Raw genomic sequence first — 23018 nt, 5'->3', positions numbered from 1 at the left:
TCCCCCGAACCTCATGTACCGTTGTTTTTGCGCCAAATTTTGTAGGAAGTTGGCGCTCTCGGGTAGATAGCCTAACTCTGCCATTACCTCGAGATCCGTTCGCAACATTCGTCTGGCAGAGACGGGGGAACCACATGCGGGCTTCTTCAATGAAGTCCTTGGGGTGAAGCCGCAGAAGTTCATCGGTCAATCTGATGAGTCAATGCGGCCGGGTGACTCCCATCCGAATCCGACAGCTTACCTCGCAGGCTTTGGGAGAGGTTAAAAGTGTCTTCAAAGGCATCTATCGGTCGCCACCGCGCGGCCACTGTCAGTAGCAATCGCCTGAGTGAAATTTCAAAAGCGGTTTCTTCAAATGCTGGCAGCTTTGGTCGTCAGGCAGCTGTTGTTGCCGTGGCCACTGGGCTTGTGACGAGCTTCGGAATCCCGGCTTTGGCCGCGAACACCGATGGCACCGCAGCTCAGGACGCAGCATCCAGTCGGACGACTTCCGACGTCGCTCAGGTTGTTTCAGCAGCCAAGAATCTCACTCTCAAGTTCCAGCAGCCCGCAACCGCCTCAAGCCTTGAGCTCACCCAGGTGGATGCGCAGGCTCAGGACGTGAAGCCGGCCTCGCAGCAGGTTGAGCAGAGCCAGGCCAAGGCGCCGGCCGCCGCTCCCGCCAAGGTCGCATCGCCCGATAAAGCTACCGTAGGATCCGGAAAGCTCTCCGGCGTCGCCGCAGTTGCTTACTCCGGCATCGGACACGCTTATGTTTTCGGTGGAACCAGCCCGGTGACCGGTTGGGACTGCTCAGGCTTCGTGCAGTGGGCTTATGCCCAGGCCGGCATCTCGATCCCGCGCACTAATCAGTGGGGCGTGATGGTCCAGACTTCCACACCTAAGCCGGGCGACCTGGTCGTTCAGAACGGTGGCTCCCATGTGGCAATCTACGTTGGAAACGGTATGGAGATCGGTGCTTTGAACCCCTCCGACGGAACTCAGCTCACCTCGGTGACCGCTGTGGGCTCCGCTGTTTTCTACACCATGCCCTAATCACTTGAGAAGCGGGCGCGGAGGCTCGCAGACAAAAACCTCCGTGTCATGAACGCAAACACATCGCATCGTAGCCAAGAGGAATTGAAAGAGAGACCCATGAGCAATCGTGAAGGGATCGCACGGCACCGAGCAGAGGTCGCTAAGACCAGCTCGATAGCAGTTATTGCCAAAGCCGTCAGCGACAACGCCGGTGGGGTCGGTCGTCAAGCTGCGGTTATTGCGGCAGCATCCGGTCTGGTGCTGACCACGGGGATCGCGGCCAACGCGGCACAGCCGACCGATGTCGAGCGTGACAGCAATACCTCCACCCTGAAGATTCAGAACTTGTCGCAGGCCGTCACGGCCTCTTCGAAAGTTCAGATCACTTTCCAGAGCCCGAAGGCTTCGTCTTCGACACCGGCCGCTGAGTTGAACGCTCCTGCCGTTGAAGCTCAGAGCAATAGCACCACCGCGGTAGCTGAGAAGCCTGCGGCCGCTGCTCAGGCAGTGCCGGCTGCTGCCCCTGCCGCTCCGCAGGCCACGAAAGCTGCTCCGACTGCTTCCAAGAGCGGTATCGGCGCGACCATTGCTGCAGCGGCTTACGCTCAGCTGGGAGTCGCTCAGGACTGCACCGCGCTGGCCAGTAACTCCCTGGCCGCCGCTGGCATCTTCTATCACGGCTGGCCGTCGGGTTATCTTTCACTGGGGCGCACCATCAGCCAGGGTGAAGCACAGCCGGGCGACTTGGTCTATTACAGCAGCAACGGTTTCGGTGGACAGCACATCGCGGTTTACGTAGGTAATGGCATGGCTGTGCACGGTGGCTGGAGCGGTGGCACCACCGCGCTGTTCTCGGTGAACATCAGCAGCGGCGCTCCTACCGCGTTCATCGCTATCGGGCACTAGTACCTGAGAGTTTTGACTGGAGTCCCACACCGTACGGTGTGGGACTCCAGTGCTTTAACGTTGCGTCCAGGTGAATTCTTTCCGACACGTGCTGGCGGAGCGGTGCAGAATTCGCTGATTCATGGGTGTTCCGCCTAGGCTTGTCTTGAGTTCAAGACTCGGGGCTGCGACAGGGCAGCCGGCTCCGCCGAAACGACTCCGGGTCAGCGAAGAGGAACTACGTCTATGCGTACTCTTGTTCTGAATGCTGGATACGAACCCCTTGCGGTTGTTACCTTCCGCCGGGCATTGATCCTTGTCCTCGCGGGCAAAGCCTCGGTTTTAGCCGAAGGCGACGACCCCGTGGTGGGTGCCCAGGACATTCTGGGTCGCCCCTCGGTGATTCTGCTCAATCGCTATATTCGCTTGCCGTATAACCGCCAGACGCCGGTCAGCCGGCGTGGTGTTCTGCGGAGGGACGATCATCGCTGCGGTTACTGCGGAAAATCCGCCAGCACGATAGATCACATTCAACCCAAATCTCGCGGCGGCGCTCATAGCTGGGAGAATCTGGTGGCCTGCTGCTTGAGCTGCAATAACCGCAAGGGAGATCACACCCCCGCAGAGATGAATTGGCAGTTGCGGCTGACTCCGCGGCCGCCACGCGGCGGGCACTGGCAGATTCGAGAACTGGAGAAACCTGTTCCTGAATGGGATCCGTTTCTGAGCGAATCAGCGGCCTGAGTTCCTGAGAGCCCGCTTAGCCAAGGATTCTCAGCACGTTCTGCGACGTCGTGGCTCCTATCGGTGAGAGAAATCCCCGCTGTCGCGCTCGTACAGCACAACTTGAACCGCATCTCTCGCTTAAGCTTGGAACTTCCTCACAACCTCTCTCGATGTCTTGTCGAGCCCCTACCTTGTGGATAGGCTGAGCGCTGGTTTGTCGCGTTGGCAATATCAGCTTAACCGGATTAGGCTCGATTAAATCGATACTAGAGATAAAAATCCCCGTGGAGGAGATCCTTGTGCACGATGATCGTCATCTGACTGAGGCCCGCTTGGACAGGTTCGTTCGCGAGCGCCTGGATCAGGCAAGCTATCTGAGGTCACTGCCGCTTGCCGTGAGTGGATGGGACGTGCCAGATGAGCCCGTGCCCTTCAGTGAGGCGATCCTCCAGCAGTATCGGCCCGTGACGAGCGGTGAGCCCTGGGGCGCCCCTTGGAGCACGCGATGGCTGCACATCACGGGTCAGCTACCCGAAGACTTGCTCTCCTCGGGGCACCGGCTCGAGATCGTGGCCGAGCTCGGTTACAGCGATGAGATGCCCGGCTTCCAGTGTGAAGGCATCGCTTGGCACCGCGATGGAAGCATCCTCAAAGCGTTGTCTCCGCGCAATAAATACCTTCCGGTAGAGCGATTGGGCATCGGTGCTGACGGCGCCATCGATTTCTATATCGAGGCTGCGGCAAACCCCGACGTCGCTCAGGGCTGGACCTTCCAGCCCAATCCCTTGGGCGATAAAGCAACCGCGGGCAAGAAGCCGCTCTACGTGTTCGGTGGAGTGGCCCTCGCGGTACTTGACGAGACGGTCTGGGAGCTGCGGCAGGATGTCTGGACCCTGGCCGGGCTGATGCACGAGTTGCCCACTGAACTGCCGCGCAGGCACGAGATCTTGCGTGCCCTGGAGCGGATGCTGGATGTGATGGATCCCGATGACGTCTCCGGCACCGCTGCGGCAGGCAGGGAGGCTCTCGCGGGGGTACTCAGTCAGCCTGCTTATGCTTCGGCACACCAGATCGTGGCCACCGGGCACGCGCACATCGATTCCGCGTGGCTCTGGCCGGTCCGGGAAACCATCAGGAAGTGCGCCCGCACCTTCTCCAATGTGGTGGCTTTGATGGACGAGCATCCGGACTTCGTCTTCTCCTGTTCCTCGGCCCAGCAGCTCTCCTGGATCAAGGAGTTCTACCCGGAGCTTTTCGAGCGCATTAAGCTCAAGGTTGCGGCCGGACAGTTCGTTCCGGTCGGCGGCATGTGGGTGGAATCCGATACCAATATGCCCGGCAGCGAGGCGATGGCTCGGCAGTTCTTGGAAGGCAAGAGCTTCTTCCGCCGCGAATTCGGGGTGGATTGCAAAGAAGCCTGGCTGCCCGACTCCTTCGGCTATTCGGGCGCCCTGCCGCAGATCGTGGCTTCGGCCGGCATCGACTGGTTCCTGACTCAGAAGATCTCTTGGAACCAGGTCAATGTCATGCCGCACCACACCTTCCAATGGGAGGGCATCGACGGCACCCGCGTTTTCACGCATTTCCCTCCCGCGGATACCTACAACAGCGAATTGAGCGGGCGCGAGCTGGCTCATGCGCAGAGCAACTACCGGGAGAAAGGGCGCAGCAATGTCTCCCTGGTGCCCTTCGGCTGGGGCGACGGCGGGGGCGGGCCAACCCGCGAGATGATCGCCGCGGCGCGGCGCACCGGCTCGTTAGAGGGCTCTCCGGCGGTCAGAATGGGCAGTGCGAAGAGCTTCTTCGAGCAGGCACAGGCAGAATACCCGGCGCCGCCGGTGTGGCTCGGGGAAATGTACCTGGAATTGCACCGTGGCACTTACACCTCGCAGTCGAACACCAAGAAGGGCAACCGGCGCAGCGAGCATCTGCTCCGCGAAGCGGAGCTGTGGGCCGCCACCGCGGCCGTGCGCAAAGGATCGGCCTACCCGGCCGCGGAGCTCAAGAGGCTCTGGCAGCTGGTCCTGTTGCAGCAGTTCCACGATATTCTGCCGGGCAGCTCAATCGCCTGGGTGCACCAGGACGCCGAAAGGAACTACGCCGCGATCGCCCAGCAGCTCGAAGGAATCATCACCTCCTCGATGCGTGCCCTGGTCGGTGAAGGCGACACCCAATTCACCTTCAATGCTGCCCCGCACGAGCGGTCGGGCATCCCTGCTCTCGCCGCCGCTCCCGCGGTGAGCGTTGATGCTCCGGTCGAGATCTCCGAACTCGACGGCGGCTATGTGCTGGACAACGGAATCATCCGGGCGGTCATCGACTCCAATGGCCTGGTCACCTCGCTGATGGACTATGCAAGCGGCCGCGAGGCCATTGCTCCCGGGGGAGCGGGCAATCATCTGGAACTGCACAGGGACACCCCCAATGCCTGGGATGCCTGGGACATCGACGAGTTCTACCGGCACAATGTCACCGACTGCCGTGAGGCTCGCTCCGTGACGCTGGAGAGCGCGGGGTGGGACGCCGTCGTCGTGGTCGAGCGGCTGATCGGCGCCTCGCCGCTCACCCAGCGGATCAGTCTCTCTGCGGGATCGCCCTCGCTGACCATCAGTAATCACATTGACTGGCAGGAGAGCCAGAAGCTGCTCAAGCTCGGCTTCGAATTGGATGTCAGAGCTGACCGGAGCGCCTCAGAGACTCAATTCGGCCACGTCTTCCGACCGACGCATACCAATACCTCCTGGGAAGCCGCCAAATTCGAGATCTGCGCACATCGCTGGATCCACGTCGCTGAAGCCGGGTACGGGGTGGCGGTCAGCAATGCTGCAACGTACGGGCACGACGTTACACGCGCGGTACGCGAAGCTGATGGCGGTACCACCACGACCGTGCGGCTATCCCTGCTCAGGGCACCTAAATCCCCGGATCCCTTCACCGATCGGGGAGAGCACGAGCTGGTGGTGACCATTCGCCCCGGCGCCCAGATTGCCGACGCCGTCGAAGAGGGCTATCGGACCAATCTGGCCCCGCGCAGCATCAGCGGCGCAGAGGCCGTGGAACCGCTGTTTAGCGTCTTCAATGCCGCCCTGGTGGTGGAGGCCGTCAAGCTCGCCGAGGACGGCTCGGGAGACGTCGTCGTCCGTCTGTACGAATCCTTGGGGGAGCGGTCCACCGGTCTGATCCGGGCGACCTTCCCGGTGACCGGCGTCGAGGTTACCAACTTGCTGGAAGAAACAGTGGAGGCTCCCGTGGGAGTGCTGCTGGGCGCTGACTCGGTCGAGCTGACCTTGCGGCCCTTCCAAATACTCACCTTGAGGTTCAAACGCTAAGCGGTCTCCAGAACTGGGCGGGGCCAGCTGAGTCGCACCGCCCCGTCCAGTTATCCCACTGAGTGTTACCAGAGTTGCTGAAGTGACGATTTGGTTATCACTTCTGTCACTTCCGTACCACTGAGTGGGATGGCTGGACACTGTTTGGTCGAGGTGCGGGTACTTCTTCGTCATGGGCACAAAAATGGAGGTGGGATATCCCGCCTCCATTTTCAATTTATACCTTGAGAGGGGGCTTGCGGCAAGGCCCCCTCTGAGGCGCACAATGGTCAGTCGCGGCAGCAATACCGAAGGCCGCGAGGATGAGAGCGAGAACAATCGTGATGAGCCCCCTGACCAGTAGCGCCTTTAACCTTCCCCAGAATCTCTCAGCTAAAGCCGATCCGGCGCTGATCGCCCAGGACGAGCGTCATTTCATCGCCATCGAGCGAAGTCTTGAACAGAGCATAACCGAGCTTTCCAAGCGCCTTGAGGCCGAGCGCAAGGCCCCAGCGGGTAAAGGTCAGGCGGCTCTGGACCGCGACCAGGAAATCCATCGGCTGACCGCGCGGCTGCGTGCCCTGCGCCGCTTCGGGCTGGACCTCTGTTTAGGGCAGATGATCAGCGCCGAGCATCCCGATCCTGTTTATATTGGCCGTTTCGGGTTGACCGACAGCTCCGGCCATCGCCTATTGCTTGACTGGCGCGGCCCGGCTGCTGAGCCCTTCTTCGGTGCGACGCACGCCAACCCCATGGGACTGCTCAGCAGACGGCGCTATCGCTGGGCGCAGGGACGAATCACCGACTACTGGGATGAGGTTTTCACCCCGGAAGGCCTGCAAGGCCGTGCTGCGCTCGATGATCAATCGGCGTTCATCGCCAGCCTGGGCGGCAATCGATCACCCCGGATGAGGGATGTGCTGGGCACTATCCAAGCCGATCAGGACGCAATTATTCGCGCGGGATCGAGGGGCGCACTCGTGGTCGACGGCGGCCCTGGAACCGGTAAAACAGTGGTCGCGCTGCATCGCACCGCCTATTTGCTCTACGCGGATCCGCAGCTTGGCCACCATCGCGGCAAGGTCCTGTTCGTCGGTCCGCATCAGCCTTATCTGAACTATGTGGCTGATGTGCTGCCCAGCCTAGGTGAGGAAGGCGTGCAGACTTGCACCTTGCGGAATTTAGTACCTGAAGGTGCTCTCGCCGTCGAAGAAACAGATCCTGAGGTGGCCCGGCTGAAGGCGACTGCAGCATTGGTGGCGGCGATTGAACCCGCCGTCGCGCTGTATGAAACACCTCCTACCGGCGGAATGCTGGTAGAAACCCCCTGGGCCGATCTCTGGTTGAGCGCCGCCGATTGGGCGGAGGCCTTCGCCGCCGCGGATCCAGCTTCTCCACACAATGAGGCGCGGGATCAGATCTGGGATGCGCTGATCCGGATCCTGGTAGATAAGCACCGTTCGGAACTGGAGGACTGGGAGGATGACGAAGACGAGTTCGATGCCTACTCGATCAAAGGCGAAGACGTCGAGAGCAGGTTGCGCCGCTCGCTCGCGGCCAACCGTGAACTGGTACAGACCTTCGCAAAGGCCTGGCCGTTGCTTGAAGCTGGCGAAATTGTCGGTGACCTCTGGTCGGTGCCCGCTTATCTGCGAAGCTGCGCCCCCTGGCTGCAATCCGAAGAGATCTCAGCGTTGCAGCGTGCTCAGCCCAGCGCCTGGACGGTTTCAGATCTGCCCTTTCTCGACATTGCGAGATTGCGGCTCGGCGATCCGGAGGCTTCACGACGGCGGCAACGCCAGGCTGCCGCTGCCGCCGCAGCACAGGAACGTATGTCCGATGTGGTGACTGATCTGATCAGGGACGACGACTCTGAGCTGGGCGTGATGTCCATGTTACGCGGCCAGGATCTGCGGGCCGCCTTGATTCACGACGAGGCCGCTGCGGCGGCCGGTCCGGAACTGCTCGCCGGTCCGTTTGCGCATATCGTGGTCGACGAAGCGCAGGAACTCACCGATGCGCAGTGGCAGATGATGCTGCTGCGCTGCCCATCCCGGAGCTTCACCATCGTCGGAGACCGGGCCCAGGCCAGGCACGGATTCACCGAGTCCTGGCAGCAACGACTAGAGCGACTCGGTTTCGACCGGGTGGAGCTGGCCTCGCTGACCATCAATTACCGGACGCCGGAAGAGGTGATGACCGAGGCGGAGCCGGTGATTCGGGCTGCGCTGCCGGATGCCAATGTGCCGACGTCGATCCGCAGCAATGGCCTTCCGGTCACCTATGCAGCTATTTCGGAGCTCCAGGTGATTATCGACGACTGGCTCTCGACTCATGACGAGGGCATAGTCTGCGTGATCAGCGCTCTAGAAACGCAGACGCTGTCCTTTGAGCCGAACCCACGGGTCAGCTTACTGACTCCGGAGCTGGTCAAAGGACTGGAATTTGACCTGGTTATCCTGATTTCACCAGAGAGCTTTGGCGAGGGGATCGAGGGCGCCGTCGATCGCTACGTGGCGATGACCAGGGCAACCGCGCAGCTCGTTGTCTTGAGCGGTTCGTAGGCCACCGGAAACCCCGCACTCAGTAGTTGTGCAGCACTCTCTGGAGGAACTGCTGAGTGCGCGGTTCGCGAGGTGCGCTCAGCAGCTGAGCGGCGGGGCCGCGTTCCACGATGACTCCGCCGTCCATGAAGACCACTTCGTCCGCGGTCTGCCGGGCAAAAGCCAACTCATGGGTGACGATCACCATGGTCCAGCGTTCCTCCGCCAGTTCCTTGATCACGGCGAGCACATCGCCCACCAGCTCAGGATCGAGCGCGGACGTCGGTTCGTCGAAGAGCAGTAGCTGCGGTTTGAGGGCGAGGGCGCGCACAATGCCGACTCGTTGCTGCTGTCCACCGGAGAGTTCGAAGGGATAGGCGTCCTTTTTCGCCAGCAGGCCCACCCGGTCCAGCAGCACTTCGGCCTCGGCGCTGACCTCAGCCCGAGGTCGCTTCTGGACCTGCACCGGGCCTTCCAGGATGTTCTGCAGAACCGTCATATGGGGGAACAGATTGTAATGCTGGAAGACCATCGCGGAGCGGTCTCTTAGCTGATCCAGTTCCCGCTTGCCTCGGGACGCCGAGAAGTCCACGGTGGTCGCGCCGATCGTAACGGTCCCGCCGTCGGGAGTCTCCAGCCCGTTCAAAGACCTGAGCACCGTGGTCTTCCCCGAGCCGGAGGGGCCGATTAGGGCCACCACCGAGCCTCTCCGGACCTCCAGATCAACGCCTTTGAGCACCTCGTTGGAGCCGAATGCCTTGTGCAGCCCGGAGACCTGCAATACGACTTCCGCTGCCTGAGGCTGAGAATCAGTGGGCGACATAGCGATCCAATCTCTTTTCCAGTGCGGACTGGATGGTGGAGAGCACAAGGCAGATCAGCCAGTACACCACGGCTGCTTCCAGATACAGCGTCATGAACTCACCATCCACCGAAGCGATCTGCTGGGCTTCTCGGAATAGCTCGGTGACCAGGATCAGTGAGGCGAGTGAGGTGTCCTTGACCAATGAGATGAAGGTATTGGACAGCGGTGGCAAAGAGACCCGGGCCGCCTGAGGCAGGATGATCCGCCGCAGAGTCAGTGAGCGGGACATGCCGATCATATGGCCGGCCTCCCACTGCCCCTTGGGAACCGAGAGGATCGCCGCCCGGATCACTTCGGCCGCATAACCACCGACATTGAGCGAAAGCGCAATGATGGCGCTGGGCCACGGCTCAAGCTTGAGCCCGATACTGGGCAGACCGTAGAAGATCACGAAGAGCTGCACGAGCAGGGGTGTGCCGCGAATAATCGAGATATAGAAGCGCCCGATGCCCGAAACCACTGGATTTCGGCTGAGCCGCATTAGTGCGACAAGTAGCGCGATGATCAATCCCAGCACGAAAGACGCCAGGGCCAGCGGTATGGTCGCCCGCACCGCACCGAGCAAAATCGGCCCGAGCGAACTCCAGATCAGGTCCCATGTCATGGTTCAGCCTAGCCTGCCTGCCGGGGACTACTTGGAAACGTCGGCGTCAAAGTATTTTTTCGAGAGCTTGCTCAGCGTGCCGTCCGAAGCCAGCTCGGTGAGCGCCTTGTTGATCGCCTCACTCAAGGCGGTGGACCCCTTGCGGAGAGCGAAGGCGCTCTCGGACTTGTCCGTGGTCTCCGCCGCGATCTTCAGTCCGGCATTCGGGGTGTTCTTCACGAAGTCCAGGTAAGTGAGCTTATCGTTGACGACGGCGTCCACTCGATCCTGCTGCAACAGGGCCACGGACTGCGCCCAGCCTTCCACTGATTGCACGGTTGCACCGCTCTGCTGAGCCAGCTTGTACCAGTTACTGGTCAGTGATTGTGCGGTCGTCTTGCCCTTGAGGTCATCGAAGCTCTTGATCGAATCATTGCTCTGCTTGGTCACGATCACCCCCGCCGAGACGGTGTAAGGGGCGGAGAAATCATACTTCTTCTGCCGATCTGGGTTGATCGAGATCTGGTTGGCGATCACGTCAAAGCGCTTGGCATCCAGGCCCGCGAAGATACCGTCGAACTGGGTCTCCTGGAATTTGGCTTTGACGCCGAGTTTGGCCGCCACTGCCTCGGCGACCTCGACGTCGTAACCGGTCAGCGAACCGGAGCCGCCCTCATGGTAGCTGAACGGCTTGTAGGTCCCCTCGGTGGCGATGACCAGCTCGCCTTTGCTGGTGACATCGCTCAGCGAATGATCAGCACCATCGGCAGGGCTGCTGGAACATCCGGCCACAGCCAATCCGAGGCTGAGCAGCAGGCCGACGGCCAGAACTTTTCCGCGTTTCATCGATCATCCTTTTCGGTTGTAAGCCAGCTGGATTCTAAGGCTCAGCGTGCGACATTATCAGCACAAACGTTCAGAACCCGCAGTTCTATTTCTTCTGATGACAATACAGTTCGGAGTTTTAGGAACAAACTGTCAGTATTTCGCGCTACCTTACTGATTGTGCCGAAAGAGATGGGGACCTCGCTTTGAGTATGGAAAATGCCGCGTGGCATTCGTTGTGGAGCACCGCGAGTGCCAAGGACGACGATGGCGGCATCAAGAAAGACACCCTGAAGCGAACCTTCGCCTTCGCCGGACCGTATCGCTGGCGGCTGGTGATTTTCGTGGCGCTCTCGGTGGCTTCGGCGTTCATTGCGGTGGCTACCCCCTTGCTTGCGGGACAGATCGTGAACGCCATTGTGGCTCGCACCGATCTGCAGTTGATTCTCACTCTTTCGGCACTGATCGCGCTGGTCGCCTTACTCGACGCCGGGGTGGGCCTATTGGTGCGCTGGCTCTCCTCCAGACTCGGAGAGGACGTCATCCTCGACCTGCGGACCAAGGTCTTCGACCACGTGCAGAAAATGCCGATCGCCTTCTTTACTCGGACCCGTACCGGTGCTTTGGTGAGCCGGCTGAACAACGACGTGATCGGAGCGCAGCAGGCCTTCAGCGGCACGCTCTCCGGGATCGTGAGCAATCTGGTCACCCTGGTGCTGACCCTGATCGTGATGCTCGGAACGTCCTGGCAGGTCACCGTGATCGCTTTGCTGCTGCTGCCCATTTTCTTACTGCCGGCGCGCCGGTTCGGCCGTAAGGTGGCTGGGCTGCGCAAGGAGTCGGTCAATCTCAATGCCAGTATGAGCATCCAGATGACCGAGCGATTCTCCGCTCCCGGGGCCACTTTGGTGAAGCTCTTCGGAAGACCCGCTGAGGAATCCCGGGAGTTCGAGGTCCGGGCCAGCCTGGTGCGCGACATCGGCGTGCGGACCACCATGATGCAATTCGTCTTCGTCACCGCGCTCACTCTGGTCTCAGCCCTAGCGCTCGCCCTGGTCTATGGTTTGGGCGGCTATTTCGCGCTGCGTGGAGATCTGGCGGCGGGCGACGTCGTCGTGTTGGCTCTGCTGCTCACCCGGCTCTATGCGCCGCTCACCGCGCTGGCGAGTGCCAGGGTGGACACGATGAGCGCCCTGGTGAGTTTCGCCAGGGTTTTCGAGATCCTCGATCTGAAGCCGCTGATTCAGCAGAAGCCTGATGCCCGGCCGCTGCCCGAAGGCCCGCTCAGTGTGGAATTCGATTCGGTCCGGTTCGGTTACCCCTCAGCGGATAAGGTCTCGCTGGCCTCGTTGGAGGAAGTGGCGATCCTGGATGCTCGCGGCGGCGAGGAAGTGCTGCACGGTGTGAGTTTCACCGCGGAACCCGGTCAGACGATCGCCCTGGTGGGATCCTCCGGAGCGGGAAAATCGACGATCGCCCAGCTGCTCTCCCGGCTATACGATGTGGATTCCGGGGCAGTGCGGCTCGGCGGGGTGGATGTCAGGGATACCACCTTTGAGTCGCTTCGAGCTTCTTTGAGTATGGTCACTCAGGACGGGCATTTGTTCCACGATTCCATTCGGGGCAATTTGCTGCTCGCCCAGCCTGAGGCCAGCGAGGAAGACATCTGGTCAGCGCTGCGCCGGGCGCGGCTCGCTGACGTGATTGCCGCCATGCCCGACGGCCTGGACACCGTGGTCGGGGAGCGCGGCTATCGGCTCTCCGGGGGTGAGAGGCAGCGGCTGACGATCGCCAGACTGCTTCTTGTGCAGCCCGCCGTAGTGATCCTGGATGAGGCCACCGCTGCGCTTGACTCGACCAATGAGGCCGCGGTCCAGGCTGCCTTGGGCGAGGCGCTGCGAGGCCGCACCGCGATTGTGATCGCTCATCGGCTCTCCACCATTCGCGAAGCGGATCAGATTCTCGTGGTGGAGGGGGGTGCGGTGCTGGAAAGGGGCAGCCATGACGAGCTGCTGGCGTTGCAGGGCCGCTATACCGAGTTATACGAGACGCAGTTCGCCTCCGGTTCGGCTGAGGTCAGGGACTCGCACTGAGCCGGGACCAGCTGGAACTGATGAGCTGATCCTTGTGGGGGCCGGCGACCTCCCAGATGACTCGCAGGTGCTCGGCGTCGAGCACCGTGTAGTCCACTCGATACAGATCCGCTGAGCAAGGATGCTCAGTTTGCCAGCGGCCCGAACTCAGATCGAGTTGATGAAAATAATCGCCGTAGTCGAAATACCAGTCCAGCACGCGCGGATCGGGCGTGGCACGTAGTAGGTAGTCCCGTTTGACGGGCACTCGGTGGTCGCGCGGCGCTGAGCCGACTTCTTGCGGAGCATCCCAGCGCAGGGTGCCCGATTCCCGATAGTGCAGGCCGGAATGGCTGGAACTGAATTCCAGATCGCCCTGAAACTCGCCCCGCTGGCCGGTGCTGCGTTCTAGCAGAGTCCGTTCAATGCGCCAGGAACCGAGCAGAAAAGCAGCCAGATTGGAGATTGCGACTGGCTGCTGAGCCGCCGCCGGGACTACTTGCGGAGAACTGCTGGGGGGCATGAGAACAGCCTAATTCAAAGATGGTTCGGGTGCCCTATGACAGGTAGTCCGTGGCGGAAGGGGATCAAAGCCGGGGGATCACCACGGGAGTTGACCGAAGGATGACGTCGAGCTCATGGGCGATATCCGTCGCCTTTCGCTTTCCATCGCGGGAGTGCTCTATGGCGATGGCGTAGATCATCGAAGTGGCGTGGGCAGCCGCGGAGACCCAGAGGCTATTCACCTTGTCGCCGCAACGACGGGCGATCGCCTCTTCGAGCAACTGAATTTCTTGATTCTGCAGGTCCCACAGCTGGGCGCGCGGGCGGGTGGTGGTGTCGAGAATCGCACGGAGCTGGTTGATCTGATCGGCGTTTTCGTCGTAGAACTGCAGATACTCTTTCAGCGCGTATCCCAGAGCCACTTCAATGCTTTCCTCTGCTGGGCGGTCCCCCAGTATTCTCGGAACCATGCCGAGGCCTCCGATGATCGGATCTAACACGATCAGGTCTTTGGTGGGGAAGTACCGGTACAGGGTGGAGAGACTGATATCGGCTTTTTCTGCGATCTCCTCCATGGTGGTTCGGTCGTAGCCCTTCTGGGTGAAGAACTCGAAGCCCACCTCGAGGATGGTTTGTCGGGTTCGGACAGCTTTTCGTTCTCGTAATCCCATATCGGCATCCTATCGTCTTCGATAATTGATTTCTTTTGGGTATTACTGCTTACTAGATGCTTTCCCTCGCCAAGCTCGAGGCGATCTCATTCAGCGACGCCGAAGCTGAGTGATTGGGCAAGAGATCGCTGCGGTGCACCAGCCCTGCTGCTCCGATCAAGGGGCCCTCATCTGCCAGTGCGGCCGGCACGACGTCGATACCCCGGATCGTATCCAGCGCGGCGGTGTCCTCCACCACGAGCTGGATCATCCTGAAGAGATCAGGGGTGATCCGGGCGAAACCGCCGCCGATGGCCACCGCTTCCAGATCGAGGAGCGCCGACGCGGAAGCGATGGCAGTGCCGATCGCCCTGGCGCAGCGCTGCACGGCGGCGATCGCCAGAGGAGACCCTTCCCGGTAGTCGGCGGCGAGCTCTTCACCGGTGGAGCCTGGCCAGCCGTGCTGCCTGGCCCAGTCCACAATGCGCGGTCCGGAGGCCATTCCTTCAAGGGTGCTGGAGAGATCTCGGCCGGCTCCGCTGTGGGAGCGCACTTGCAGCTGACCGATATGCCCGGCATTGCCTGATCGTCCGCCGATCAAGCGGCCTTCCAGGATCAGCCCGCCGCCGATGCCGGTGGAGACCACCATTCCCATCGCATTCCGGTAGCCTCGTAAAGCACCGAGCCAGTATTCGGCGAGCAAGATGCACAGACCGTCGAGTCGGAGCACGGTGCGTTCCGAACCGAGTCCTGAATGATGCGCCACGAGTTCGTGCAGCGGATAGTTCCGCCAGCTCGGCAGGTTGAGGGGGGACACCGTGCCATCGGGAATCGAGATCGGACCGGCGCTGCCGATCCCGGCACCGACAACGGCCCTTCCCACCGGGGCTATCGCCATTGTCTGGTCGATCACCCGTCGCACCGCATCGGCGAGGACTTCTCTTGAGCTCCCGCTGCCGGTGGGGGCGCGGTGGCGGGAACCTGCCAAGACCGCCCCGGCGTCGTCGATCAGTGCCGCCTCAACTTTGGTACCTCCAACATCGATGGCCAGGGCAAGAGGGCTCAGTGTTGCAGGTGTTGAATTGAAAGAGTGCGGGGTGCTCATCGGGCCTCATCGTCGGGGTAGGGGGTGCGGGGTGCTGCACGCCGAGCCTCAGGGCGTCGACGTGCAGCGGCCCGGATCAGGAAGCAGTCGTTGCGGCGGGGCTTCCTGGGTAGCTGGCCACCACCAGCCCGGAGACATCGAAGTCCTCGTTCAGGCCATCGAGGTGGATCCGAATCACCTCGCCATCGCGCAGATCGACGTAGTTGTCGTCGAAACGCGCCCCTGGTGCGGGAGAGAGCACCCGCGCCAGATAGCTATAGCCACGAGAGGTCAGCTCGATGGTAGCGGAGTGCGGTCCGGTTCTCTCGATCTTGGTCTCCAGGGTCGAGGGGCCGAATTCCAGGTCCTTGATCTCGGCGAGGAATTTGCGGTTGACCGGAAAAGCCGAATCCGGGCTCTCGACCCGCAGATAGCGGTTCGTGGTGGAGGGAATCGTTGCGGCGTCGATGCTCCAGACCGAGCTGCTTTCCCCGGGGTGCACGGTGACACTGATGGTCTGCTGGCTATCCACCGAGCCATCGAAGTTCTCCAGCGAGACGATTGCCTCGGTCGTGACGGTTTCCGGTCCGGAGTTGGTGATCCAGAGCTCGAAAGTGCCGTTCTGATCGTCACGGAAGCTCGCGATCACCGGGGCGTAGACCCGCTTGGTGAAGTAATAGCCGGCCTTGGGGACGGCGTCGTAATCAAGGATCGACCAGCTGAATCCGGGCCAGACGTCGTTGAACTGCCAGATCAGCGTGCCGCTGCAATGGGGCTGACGGCGCCGGTAGTGTTCGATGCCGAACTTCAGGCCCTCCGCTTGCACCGCCATGGTGAAATCGACGTATTGCTCGATGCCCTGAGGCAGCCCGGTGATGACTTCGAGCATCGCATCGCCCTTGTCTTTGGGGTGATCCTTGTTGTGCTCGTCGAAGGAAGGGCTGTGCACCGAGAGTTGTTCGGCCGGGATCCAGCGCTGCAGAGTGCTCAACTCCGGGGAGGCATGAATGCCGAACTCGCTGATGAATTTGCCCGAGTCATCGGCGTAACGACGGAAGTGACGGGCATCGCCGAGAGTGGGGAAATCCTTCTTCTCTGGGCCGAGGTTTATGCCGTGCCAAACTTCCCAAGCGTGCCGATCCCCGTCCAGGACGCCATTGGCCGCCATAAAGCCTTCGGCCTCCGCTACGCCCCAGGGGCTGCCGGGCCAGTACTCGACGGTGCCACCGAATTTCTCAACCGCTTCAGGGAGGATCCGGAAGAAGAAATCGTAGCCCCAGTCGCCGGGCTCGTAGTTCTGATAGGCGGCGCCGTGCAGGGCTTGGACTTCATTGTTGCCGCACCAGAGCGCGATGCAGGCCCGGTTGCGTAGCCGCCGCACTTGGTACTCGGCTTCCAGGGCGACTTCGGCTTGTAGATGGGGATCCGCGCTCGGGTAGTCGATGCAGGCGAACATGAAATCCTGCCAGACCAGGAGGCCTAATTCGTCGCAGGCGGTATAGAAAGCATCGTGCTCATACACGCCGCCACCCCAGACCCGCAGCATGTTCATATTGCCGTCGTGCGCCCGCTGCACGAGTTCGCGGTAGCGCTCCGGAGTCACCGAGCCGACCAGCATGCTAGCGGGCAGCCAGGCCCCGCCCCGAGCGAAGATCGGAGTGCCATTGAGGATGAAGCGGAAGAGGTTGCCGCCCTCGGTATCCGGCTGACGATCGAGGGTGATGCTGCGGATGCCGATTCGGTCATCCACTCGGTGAAGTTCGACGTCGTTCTCGGACAGGGTGACTTGCACCTGGTACAGCGATGGAGTGCCGAGATCATGAGTCCACCAAAGGTCGACGTCCTTCAGCGTGAGCTCTATGCTGCCCACTGCTCTATCGTTCAGGGCTGCCAACTCGAATTTGACGCTGGTATCTTGTCCGCTCGGGGAGACAAGGGTGATTTGAGCGGCGAGAGGTCCGCTGGAATCCAGCACATCTGCCTCCACGGAGAGCCGTAGCTTAGCCGTTCGCGCTTCAGCATCGACCTGCTCAGTGCTGACAAAGTGCGAGGTGATCACCGCGTGCTGTTCGCGAACCAACTCGACGGGGCGCCAAATGCCAATGGAAGGAATTCGTGGGCCGAAATCCCAGCCCCAGGAGAAGGCTGCCTTTCGGCGCAGAGTTGACAGCGGAAGCATCTCGGAGAACGGGTTCGCCATTTCCGCACCCTCTTCGGGTGCTTCGGTTCCAGCCATTGCGGCAGAGAGTTCAGCGAAACGGGTCATTTCCGAGATGACCGCGTTCGGGATCTCCAGGCCGTGCAGCGGCGGTGAGAAGCGGAGCAGCAGGGTGTTCTTCGGTTGCAGTTTGGTGGTGACATCGTAGATTGCGGGGCGGAACATATTCTCGTGTGAACCGAGCAACTCGCCATTGAGGAAGATATCCACCACGGTGTCTAGCCCATGGAAGATCAGGCGGAGCCGTTCGCCTGCGGTGAGATCAGCGGGGCCTTCAAAACTGCTGCGGAACCACCAATCCCGCTCTTCGATCCAGCGCACTGAAGCCTCATTGCGATCGTAATAAGGATCCTCAATGGTGCCAGCGGCAAGCAGTGATTCATGGACTCCGCCCGGAACCACTGCGGGAAGCCAATCATCGGCTTCAGCCCAAGTCTCAGGATCAGCGGAATCGAGTTCCGCGCCAATCGGAGTTGCCAGTAGCTTGAAGTCGGCCAGAGCGTTGGAAATGACAGTCACGGTAAGGTTCTTTCGTCGAATTTAACGGGTGGGCATCAGCGGGTTGGAAGAGTGCGAGTGATTGGAGCCGTGCGACCACCTTCATCGTGTTCATGGCCGATCTCGGGAACCCGGATAACCGCTAATGAGCCGAGGAAGCCCAGCGCGGCGAGGCTCAGGTACAGCGCAGGGAAGCCGCCGAGAGCGAGTAATAGCGGTGCGACAAGAGGCACCAGCGATTGCGGCAGCGAGTTGGCGATGTTGATGATAGCGAGGTCTTTGCCGGTGTCTTCGGTGTTCGGCAGCACTCGAGCGCACATCGCTAGATCGATGGAGAAGAACACCCCGGTGCCTACCGCGCTGATCACCGAGGAAACGATGAACCATTCGATTGAGGGCGCGAAAGCCGCGAGGATCAAACCGCCGCCCGAGAGCACGCCGGCAATGATCACGAACGGTTTCTGACGTTTCACGAGATCGGAGAGATACCCGGCGAGCAGGCTGGAAAGCACGAGCGAGACGACGCTCAGTGAGGAGAGGCCGAGCATAATATGGCCGAGTTCCTCAGTACTCACGCCGAAACGCTGCAGTAAGTAGAAAGCACCATAGCCGCCTGCGGCATAACCACAGGTGATCAGGAAGCGTACGATCCAGGCCCAGCCGAAGGCCGGGTGTTTGCGAGGGTTGAGCCAGAAGGACTTCGCCAGAGACAGCAGATTGAGCTGTTTTGGATGGCTGCTTTGAAGATGGCGTTGTTCTTTGATCAGGAACACTGCGATGATCGTCAGCGCGACCGAAACCACTGCGATGATTTGCCATTGAGCAGCGGAATCCGGGGTGAAGCCATTGACCAGGGCAATACCGATCAGCGGGCCAATGGCCAGGGTGACGCCCAGTAGGCCGGAGACCCCGCCTCGCCGCTCCGGCGGTACCTGATCCGGCATCACTGCGCCGGTCGCAGCGAATTGGAAGTTGGTCAGCCCCTGGACCAGGCACCAGAGCACGACGACCTGCCAGACCTCGGTCGTCACGCTGAGTGCCAGCAAGAGCAACGCGCCGGTGATCGATCCGAACAGAATCCAGGTACGACGTCGGCCGAAGCGGAAGGTGGTTCGGTCACTGATCCGTCCCGCAATGGGGCTCGCGATCATTGCCACAATGGCGCCGCAACCGGTCACGATGCCGAAGGCTGCGGTAGCGTCTGCGCCGTTGGCAATCGCGGTCAGCCGCAGGGTCAAGAGCAATTGAAGGGGAGTGAGCAGCGCGATGAAGAGTCCGATATTACTGAGCATGAGCGCCGGTACAAGCCGTCCGAGGGGAGTTCGCGGCTTAGTGGACCAGTCCTCATCGGCAGGGGGCAGAGAGCTTGCGTCGACGGCCATGGCACTCCTTTGTGCGATACATTCAATAATATGAAAGATACTACCAAAAAGAACTAATTGTCAATAAGTAGTTCATTTCGCAAGGTGCAGGAGGTTGAAAGACGCCGAATCCGCGATTCCTGAGATGGTGCACGAGTGGCTCATCTCGCGGGGGAATCGGCGGGGAAGCCAGTGGTTTAACCGGAGAGGGTTGGATAGCGCAGGGTGAGCCAGGGAGCGTTCAAGCAGAAAGGCGCCCCTCCCACGACAAAATCGGGAGGGGCGCCTTGTGGTTTGTTACTTTTTATTTTGCGAGTGCAGCGATCAGCTCAGCAGCGACGGCGTCGCTGGACTGCGGGTTCTGGCCGCTGATCAGGTTTCCATCACGCACTACGTGGCTGGTCCAGGGCGCGCCGCCTTCGACGATTGCGCCGCGCTCGGCGAGGGTTGAGGCGACGAACCAGGGCGTATTCTCGCCGAGTCCACCGGTCTTCTCCTCCTCGTCGGTGAAGACAGTCAAGCGGCGGCCTGCAAAGGCGAAGACGCCCTCTGCATTGATGGCGCTGAGCAAGCCAGCTGGGCCGTGGCAGAAGGGTGCGATGAGGGTTCCTGCCGCATTTGCTGCGGTGAGGATCGAGCCGAGGGTGGCATCGGTGGCGAGGTCGGCCATCGGGCCGTGGCCACCGGGCAGCACGATCGCTTCGTAGTCGGCGAGCACGACGTCGTCGAGAGAAAGCGGATGAGCCAGGCTGGCGTCAATTGCTGCGATATAGGCGGCGAACTCGTCAACACGAGCTTGGTCGCCGACCACCGATGCGGAGAGTGAGCCGGGGTCAACCGTCGGCTTGACGCCGCCCGGGGTGGCGATGGTGATTTGATGGCCAGCTTCTGAGAGATCGCGGTGTGCGACGACGAGTTCTTCGGCCCAGAAGCCGGTGGGGTAGGAGCTGCCGTCGGCGAGGGTGAGCGAATCGGCGGCGGTAACGACCATGAGAATATGAGACATAGGGACATTCCTTTCGACCTTGTAAGTCTCGTCCTGAAGGGCAACGCCGACGATCGGAATTCTGATGGATTCCATCAGTAAATTTATGCCCCAGCTGCGGCTCAGCGGATGATCCGGCTCAACTCGTCCGCCAGTGAGCGCAACCGCGGGATGCGAGAGATATCGCCGCTGCGGGTTGCCAGGTGAACGGTGTTGAGCGGGGCGAACTCCGGGGTGTGCAGCAGGGTGAGCGCTCCGTTTTTGAGGTCCTCGGTGACCAGGTAGTGCGGCAGCACCGACATACCGGCACCGGCGATGAGTGCTGAGCGGATACTACGCAGGTCGGGCACAACCGCGCTGAGTCGCAATTCCTGGGGGCGTCGGCCGAAGACTGTCCGCCAATACCTCCGAACGATCGGAAGATTTTCGGCGTAGGCAATGACCGGGATCTGGGTCCATCGATTGATGTCGGAGGTCACTGCGCTATCGGATAGTTGTTGCCATGCTGGAGCGGCGACGAGCACGAACTCTTCGTCGTAGAGCGCGGTCGCGGTGATCCCGTTGATGCGCGGGCGGATGGCGCTGATCACGGCATCGAGTGAGCCGGTCCGCAGTTCTTCGAGGAGGTCGTCCGCGAGACCGAATTCGAACCAGAGCGGCGCACCGACGGCTTCACTGAGCTCACGAAGGCGCGGCATGACCATGGTGCCCAGGAGTTCTGCTGGGCCGCCAATATGGATTGCCCGGGGCTGCGTGCTCGCCGAGGCTGACAGAGCAGCGATGTCATCGAGAGCATCGACGTGCGCGGCGAGCTCCCGGGCGAGCTCGCTACCCTTCCCGGTCGCCGATACCCCGGAGTGATTGCGCACGAACAGGGCGAATCCGAAGACCGCCTCGAGGGATTGGATATGGGCTGAAACCGTCGGTTGTGAAATGCCGAGCAGATTCGCGGCTTCAGTCAGCGAACCCGCACGGTACACCGTGACGAAAGTGCGCAGATGCTCGAAGTTCATCATGACTGATAAGCGTAACCCCTGGGATTCAGTTCACTGCGTGGGACGGCAGGGTGACTGCGTGCAAGGCGTCGACTACTGGTGCAAGCTCGGGTCGTGAGGACGCTTCCTCCAGAACTCTTTCCAGGGTTGCATCGTGGATCGGATGGGCGCGTTCGTAGAGTTCCCTGCCGGGAGCGGTGAGCTCGGTATAAATGCCACGCCGATCGTCTGCGCAGAGAACGCGCGTCAAAAGCCCCCGGTCTTCGAGTCGGTTCACCAGGCGAGTGGTCGCACTCGGGCTCAGTGCGGTTGCGCGGGCCAGCTGTTGCATCCGCATGTGCCAGCCATCCTGTCGCTCTAGGGCATCCAGCACCGTGTACTCCACGACTGATAGCCCAGCGGCTTGGCCCAGCTGGTTCTCCAGCTCTGATTCGATCAGTCCGTGAAGCGCGGCAAGCGTGCGCCACCCCCGAGCGCGTACCTCGACGGCGTCGTCATCGATGCTCATGCAACCACTCCTCAAATATACTTGCTTGCGCGTTTTATTTGCGTATGCAAGTATTATCTACTAAGACGCAATATCACGCGTCTGCAACTACTTATCGAATATACCAGGAGAATCATCATGCCCCTAGGACTGTTCGCCCTCGCCTTAGGGGCGTTTGGCATCGGACTGACCGAGTTCGTCATTATGGGCCTGCTGCCCGAGGTTGCGGCGGACTTCGGAGCTACCGAATCCGCAGCGGGTTGGTTAATCTCGGGCTATGCCTTGGCTGTCGTGGTCGGCGCCCTCGGACTGACCGCCGCAACCGCTCGACTGCCCCGCAAGCCCGTGCTACTGGGTCTCATCGTGCTGTTCATCATCGGCAATGTACTCACCGCTCTCGCTGAGGACTACAGCGTTGCCATGATGGGACGCATCGTCGCCGCACTGTGCCACGGTGCCTTCTTCGGCATCGGTTCGGTTGTCGCAGCCACCCTCGTCGCACCCGAGAAGAAGGCCGGAGCCATCGCCATGATGTTCACCGGTCTCACTGCCGCGAATGTGTTCGGCGTGCCGTTCGGCACTTTCCTCGGCCAGCAGTTCGGCTGGCGCTCCACCTTCTGGGTGATCTCTGCAATCGGTGTGCTCGCCTTCATCGGCATCGCCACTCTGGTACCTAAGCTCCACCGTCCTGATTCGCAGGTCAGCCTTCGCCGGGAATTGGCCGCGTTCCGCTCCGGCCAGGTGTGGCTTTCCCTGATCGTGACGATCCTCGCCTACGGCGGCATGTTCGGTGCCTTCACCTATATCGCCTATACGCTCACCCGGGTCAGCGGTTTCGAAGCCTCGGCGGTGCCGTGGCTGCTAGTGCTCTTCGGCACCGGCCTGGTGCTCGGCAACTGGCTCGGCGGACGCCTTGCCGACCGTTCCATTGACGGCACACTGATCTTCTTCATCGCCGCGCTTCTCGTGGTGCTTACCGTCTTCGCCCTGGTGGCCGGTTCCGGTATGGCGGCGGTGATCGCTTTGTTCCTGATGGGTGGCTTCGGCTTCGGAACCGTGCCTGGCCTGCAGAGCAGGATCATGAACTACGCTGGCTCAGCACCCACGCTCGCCTCCGGCGCGAATATCGGTGCGTTCAATGTGGGCAATGCCCTCGGTGCCTGGCTGGGTGGCCTCGGAATCGCTGCGGGACTCGGCTATACTTCCCCGATCTGGATCGGGGCGATCATCACCGCAGCGGCCCTGGTCGTGATGATTTTCGCCACCGCGAGCAGCAGAGCCCGCAAAGCGGCAACCACTCGCAGCGAGGTGGCGGATCTGAGCCGCGTGACGCCGGTCGCCAGCTGAATCGGTCAACCACGCGCTTTCGCGGACGGGGCTCTAGGACTGCTGCGTCAGCCCGAGCAGGAAGC

Annotated in this window: 18 protein-coding genes and 1 riboswitch; of the genes, 7 read left to right on the top strand and 11 right to left on the bottom strand. The window is 61.2% G+C overall.

The window, feature by feature from the left end; genetic code table 11:
- The first annotated feature begins 90 nt into the window (after positions 1-90).
- A riboswitch (cyclic di-AMP (ydaO/yuaA leader) is annotated at positions 91-265 on the top strand.
- 143 nt (positions 266-408) lie between these two features.
- The 5 genes from ABDK06_RS13390 to helR all read left to right on the top strand — a co-directional run bounded on the left by ABDK06_RS13390 (position 409) and on the right by helR (position 8500).
- The gene (locus tag ABDK06_RS13390) at positions 409-1035 is read left to right on the top strand and encodes a C40 family peptidase (RefSeq protein WP_394941833.1); all 627 of its coding nucleotides are present in this window, start codon (positions 409-411) and stop codon (positions 1033-1035) included.
- A gap of 99 nt (positions 1036-1134) precedes the next feature.
- Entirely contained in the window at positions 1135-1923 is a 789-nt protein-coding gene (locus tag ABDK06_RS13385) for an NlpC/P60 family protein (RefSeq protein ID WP_394941831.1), read from the top strand.
- A gap of 225 nt (positions 1924-2148) precedes the next feature.
- On the top strand, positions 2149-2646 hold the full coding sequence (locus ABDK06_RS13380) for an HNH endonuclease (RefSeq protein ID WP_394941829.1): 498 nt from the start codon (positions 2149-2151) through the stop codon (positions 2644-2646).
- Between the two features lie 281 nt (positions 2647-2927).
- The gene (locus tag ABDK06_RS13375; protein WP_394941827.1) at positions 2928-5957 is read left to right on the top strand and encodes an alpha-mannosidase; all 3030 of its coding nucleotides are present in this window, start codon (positions 2928-2930) and stop codon (positions 5955-5957) included.
- Positions 5958-6280: 323 nt separating this feature from the next.
- Positions 6281-8500: an RNA polymerase recycling motor ATPase HelR gene (gene helR / locus ABDK06_RS13370; protein WP_394941956.1), complete on the top strand. Its 2220-nt coding sequence runs from the start codon at positions 6281-6283 to the stop codon at positions 8498-8500.
- 19 nt (positions 8501-8519) lie between these two features.
- On the opposite strand, the gene ABDK06_RS13365 is transcribed toward helR, so the two are convergent.
- The 3 genes from ABDK06_RS13365 to ABDK06_RS13355 are packed head-to-tail and all read right to left on the bottom strand — an operon-like array spanning position 8520 to position 10773.
- Positions 8520-9302: an amino acid ABC transporter ATP-binding protein gene (locus ABDK06_RS13365; RefSeq protein WP_394941825.1), complete on the bottom strand. Its 783-nt coding sequence runs from the start codon at positions 9300-9302 to the stop codon at positions 8520-8522.
- Positions 9289-9948 carry an amino acid ABC transporter permease gene (locus ABDK06_RS13360; RefSeq protein ID WP_394941823.1) on the bottom strand — a complete coding sequence of 220 codons (660 nt, stop codon included), beginning with the start codon at positions 9946-9948 and terminating at the stop codon, positions 9289-9291. Before ABDK06_RS13360 ends, ABDK06_RS13365 begins: the two co-directional genes overlap by 14 nt.
- A gap of 27 nt (positions 9949-9975) precedes the next feature.
- Entirely contained in the window at positions 9976-10773 is a 798-nt protein-coding gene (locus ABDK06_RS13355) for an amino acid ABC transporter substrate-binding protein (RefSeq protein WP_394941821.1), read from the bottom strand.
- 185 nt (positions 10774-10958) lie between these two features.
- Here ABDK06_RS13355 and ABDK06_RS13350 point away from each other — a divergent pair, with 185 nt between their 5' ends.
- Positions 10959-12845, top strand: a complete 1887-nt coding sequence (locus ABDK06_RS13350; protein ID WP_394941819.1) for an ABC transporter ATP-binding protein — start codon at positions 10959-10961, stop codon at positions 12843-12845.
- Here the strand turns inward: ABDK06_RS13350 and ABDK06_RS13345 are convergent.
- The 8 genes from ABDK06_RS13345 to ABDK06_RS13310 all read right to left on the bottom strand — a co-directional run bounded on the left by ABDK06_RS13345 (position 12829) and on the right by ABDK06_RS13310 (position 21627).
- Complete coding sequence (locus ABDK06_RS13345; RefSeq protein WP_394941817.1) at positions 12829-13347, bottom strand: DUF6314 family protein; 519 nt, start codon at positions 13345-13347, stop codon at positions 12829-12831. The genes ABDK06_RS13350 and ABDK06_RS13345 overlap by 17 nt on opposite strands.
- 64 nt (positions 13348-13411) lie before the next feature.
- Positions 13412-13999, bottom strand: a complete 588-nt coding sequence (locus ABDK06_RS13340) for a TetR/AcrR family transcriptional regulator (RefSeq protein WP_394941815.1) — start codon at positions 13997-13999, stop codon at positions 13412-13414.
- Between the two features lie 52 nt (positions 14000-14051).
- On the bottom strand, positions 14052-15083 hold the full coding sequence (locus tag ABDK06_RS13335) for an ROK family protein (protein ID WP_394941813.1): 1032 nt from the start codon (positions 15081-15083) through the stop codon (positions 14052-14054).
- Between the two features lie 76 nt (positions 15084-15159).
- Positions 15160-17799, bottom strand: a complete 2640-nt coding sequence (locus tag ABDK06_RS13330; RefSeq protein WP_394941811.1) for a beta-mannosidase — start codon at positions 17797-17799, stop codon at positions 15160-15162.
- 35 nt (positions 17800-17834) lie between these two features.
- The gene (locus tag ABDK06_RS13325; RefSeq protein ID WP_394941809.1) at positions 17835-19160 is read right to left on the bottom strand and encodes an MFS transporter; all 1326 of its coding nucleotides are present in this window, start codon (positions 19158-19160) and stop codon (positions 17835-17837) included.
- A gap of 283 nt (positions 19161-19443) precedes the next feature.
- Entirely contained in the window at positions 19444-20145 is a 702-nt protein-coding gene (locus tag ABDK06_RS13320) for a type 1 glutamine amidotransferase domain-containing protein (RefSeq protein WP_394941807.1), read from the bottom strand.
- Between the two features lie 101 nt (positions 20146-20246).
- Positions 20247-21140 carry a LysR family transcriptional regulator gene (locus ABDK06_RS13315; RefSeq protein WP_394941805.1) on the bottom strand — a complete coding sequence of 298 codons (894 nt, stop codon included), beginning with the start codon at positions 21138-21140 and terminating at the stop codon, positions 20247-20249.
- Positions 21141-21165: 25 nt separating this feature from the next.
- The gene (locus tag ABDK06_RS13310; protein ID WP_394941803.1) at positions 21166-21627 is read right to left on the bottom strand and encodes a MarR family winged helix-turn-helix transcriptional regulator; all 462 of its coding nucleotides are present in this window, start codon (positions 21625-21627) and stop codon (positions 21166-21168) included.
- Positions 21628-21744: 117 nt separating this feature from the next.
- Here ABDK06_RS13310 and ABDK06_RS13305 point away from each other — a divergent pair, with 117 nt between their 5' ends.
- Entirely contained in the window at positions 21745-22953 is a 1209-nt protein-coding gene (locus ABDK06_RS13305) for an MFS transporter (RefSeq protein WP_394941801.1), read from the top strand.
- The last annotated feature ends 65 nt before the right edge of the window (positions 22954-23018 follow it).

It is taken from the genome of Psychromicrobium ferritrahens, from assembly GCF_043789415.1.
Taxonomy (GTDB): Bacteria; Actinomycetota; Actinomycetes; order Actinomycetales; family Micrococcaceae; genus Renibacterium.
This window is presented reverse-complemented; position numbering and strand designations above follow the sequence as displayed.

Excerpts from the sequence above, each read along its gene's own strand:
- ABDK06_RS13310 (WP_394941803.1), bottom strand. The coding sequence starts at position 21,627 with ATGAGCATCGATGACGACGCCGTCGAGGTACGCGCTCGGGGGTGGCGC.
- ABDK06_RS13335 (WP_394941813.1), bottom strand. The coding sequence starts at position 15,083 with ATGAGCACCCCGCACTCTTTCAATTCAACACCTGCAACACTGAGCCCT.
- ABDK06_RS13340 (WP_394941815.1), bottom strand. The coding sequence starts at position 13,999 with ATGGGATTACGAGAACGAAAAGCTGTCCGAACCCGACAAACCATCCTC.
- helR (WP_394941956.1), top strand. The coding sequence starts at position 6,281 with ATGAGCCCCCTGACCAGTAGCGCCTTTAACCTTCCCCAGAATCTCTCA.
- ABDK06_RS13325 (WP_394941809.1), bottom strand. The coding sequence starts at position 19,160 with ATGGCCGTCGACGCAAGCTCTCTGCCCCCTGCCGATGAGGACTGGTCC.
- ABDK06_RS13320 (WP_394941807.1), bottom strand. The coding sequence starts at position 20,145 with ATGTCTCATATTCTCATGGTCGTTACCGCCGCCGATTCGCTCACCCTC.
- ABDK06_RS13305 (WP_394941801.1), top strand. The coding sequence starts at position 21,745 with ATGCCCCTAGGACTGTTCGCCCTCGCCTTAGGGGCGTTTGGCATCGGA.
- ABDK06_RS13315 (WP_394941805.1), bottom strand. The coding sequence starts at position 21,140 with ATGATGAACTTCGAGCATCTGCGCACTTTCGTCACGGTGTACCGTGCG.
- ABDK06_RS13355 (WP_394941821.1), bottom strand. The coding sequence starts at position 10,773 with ATGAAACGCGGAAAAGTTCTGGCCGTCGGCCTGCTGCTCAGCCTCGGA.
- ABDK06_RS13360 (WP_394941823.1), bottom strand. The coding sequence starts at position 9,948 with ATGACATGGGACCTGATCTGGAGTTCGCTCGGGCCGATTTTGCTCGGT.
- ABDK06_RS13365 (WP_394941825.1), bottom strand. The coding sequence starts at position 9,302 with ATGTCGCCCACTGATTCTCAGCCTCAGGCAGCGGAAGTCGTATTGCAG.
- ABDK06_RS13380 (WP_394941829.1), top strand. The coding sequence starts at position 2,149 with ATGCGTACTCTTGTTCTGAATGCTGGATACGAACCCCTTGCGGTTGTT.
- ABDK06_RS13385 (WP_394941831.1), top strand. The coding sequence starts at position 1,135 with ATGAGCAATCGTGAAGGGATCGCACGGCACCGAGCAGAGGTCGCTAAG.
- ABDK06_RS13345 (WP_394941817.1), bottom strand. The coding sequence starts at position 13,347 with ATGCCCCCCAGCAGTTCTCCGCAAGTAGTCCCGGCGGCGGCTCAGCAG.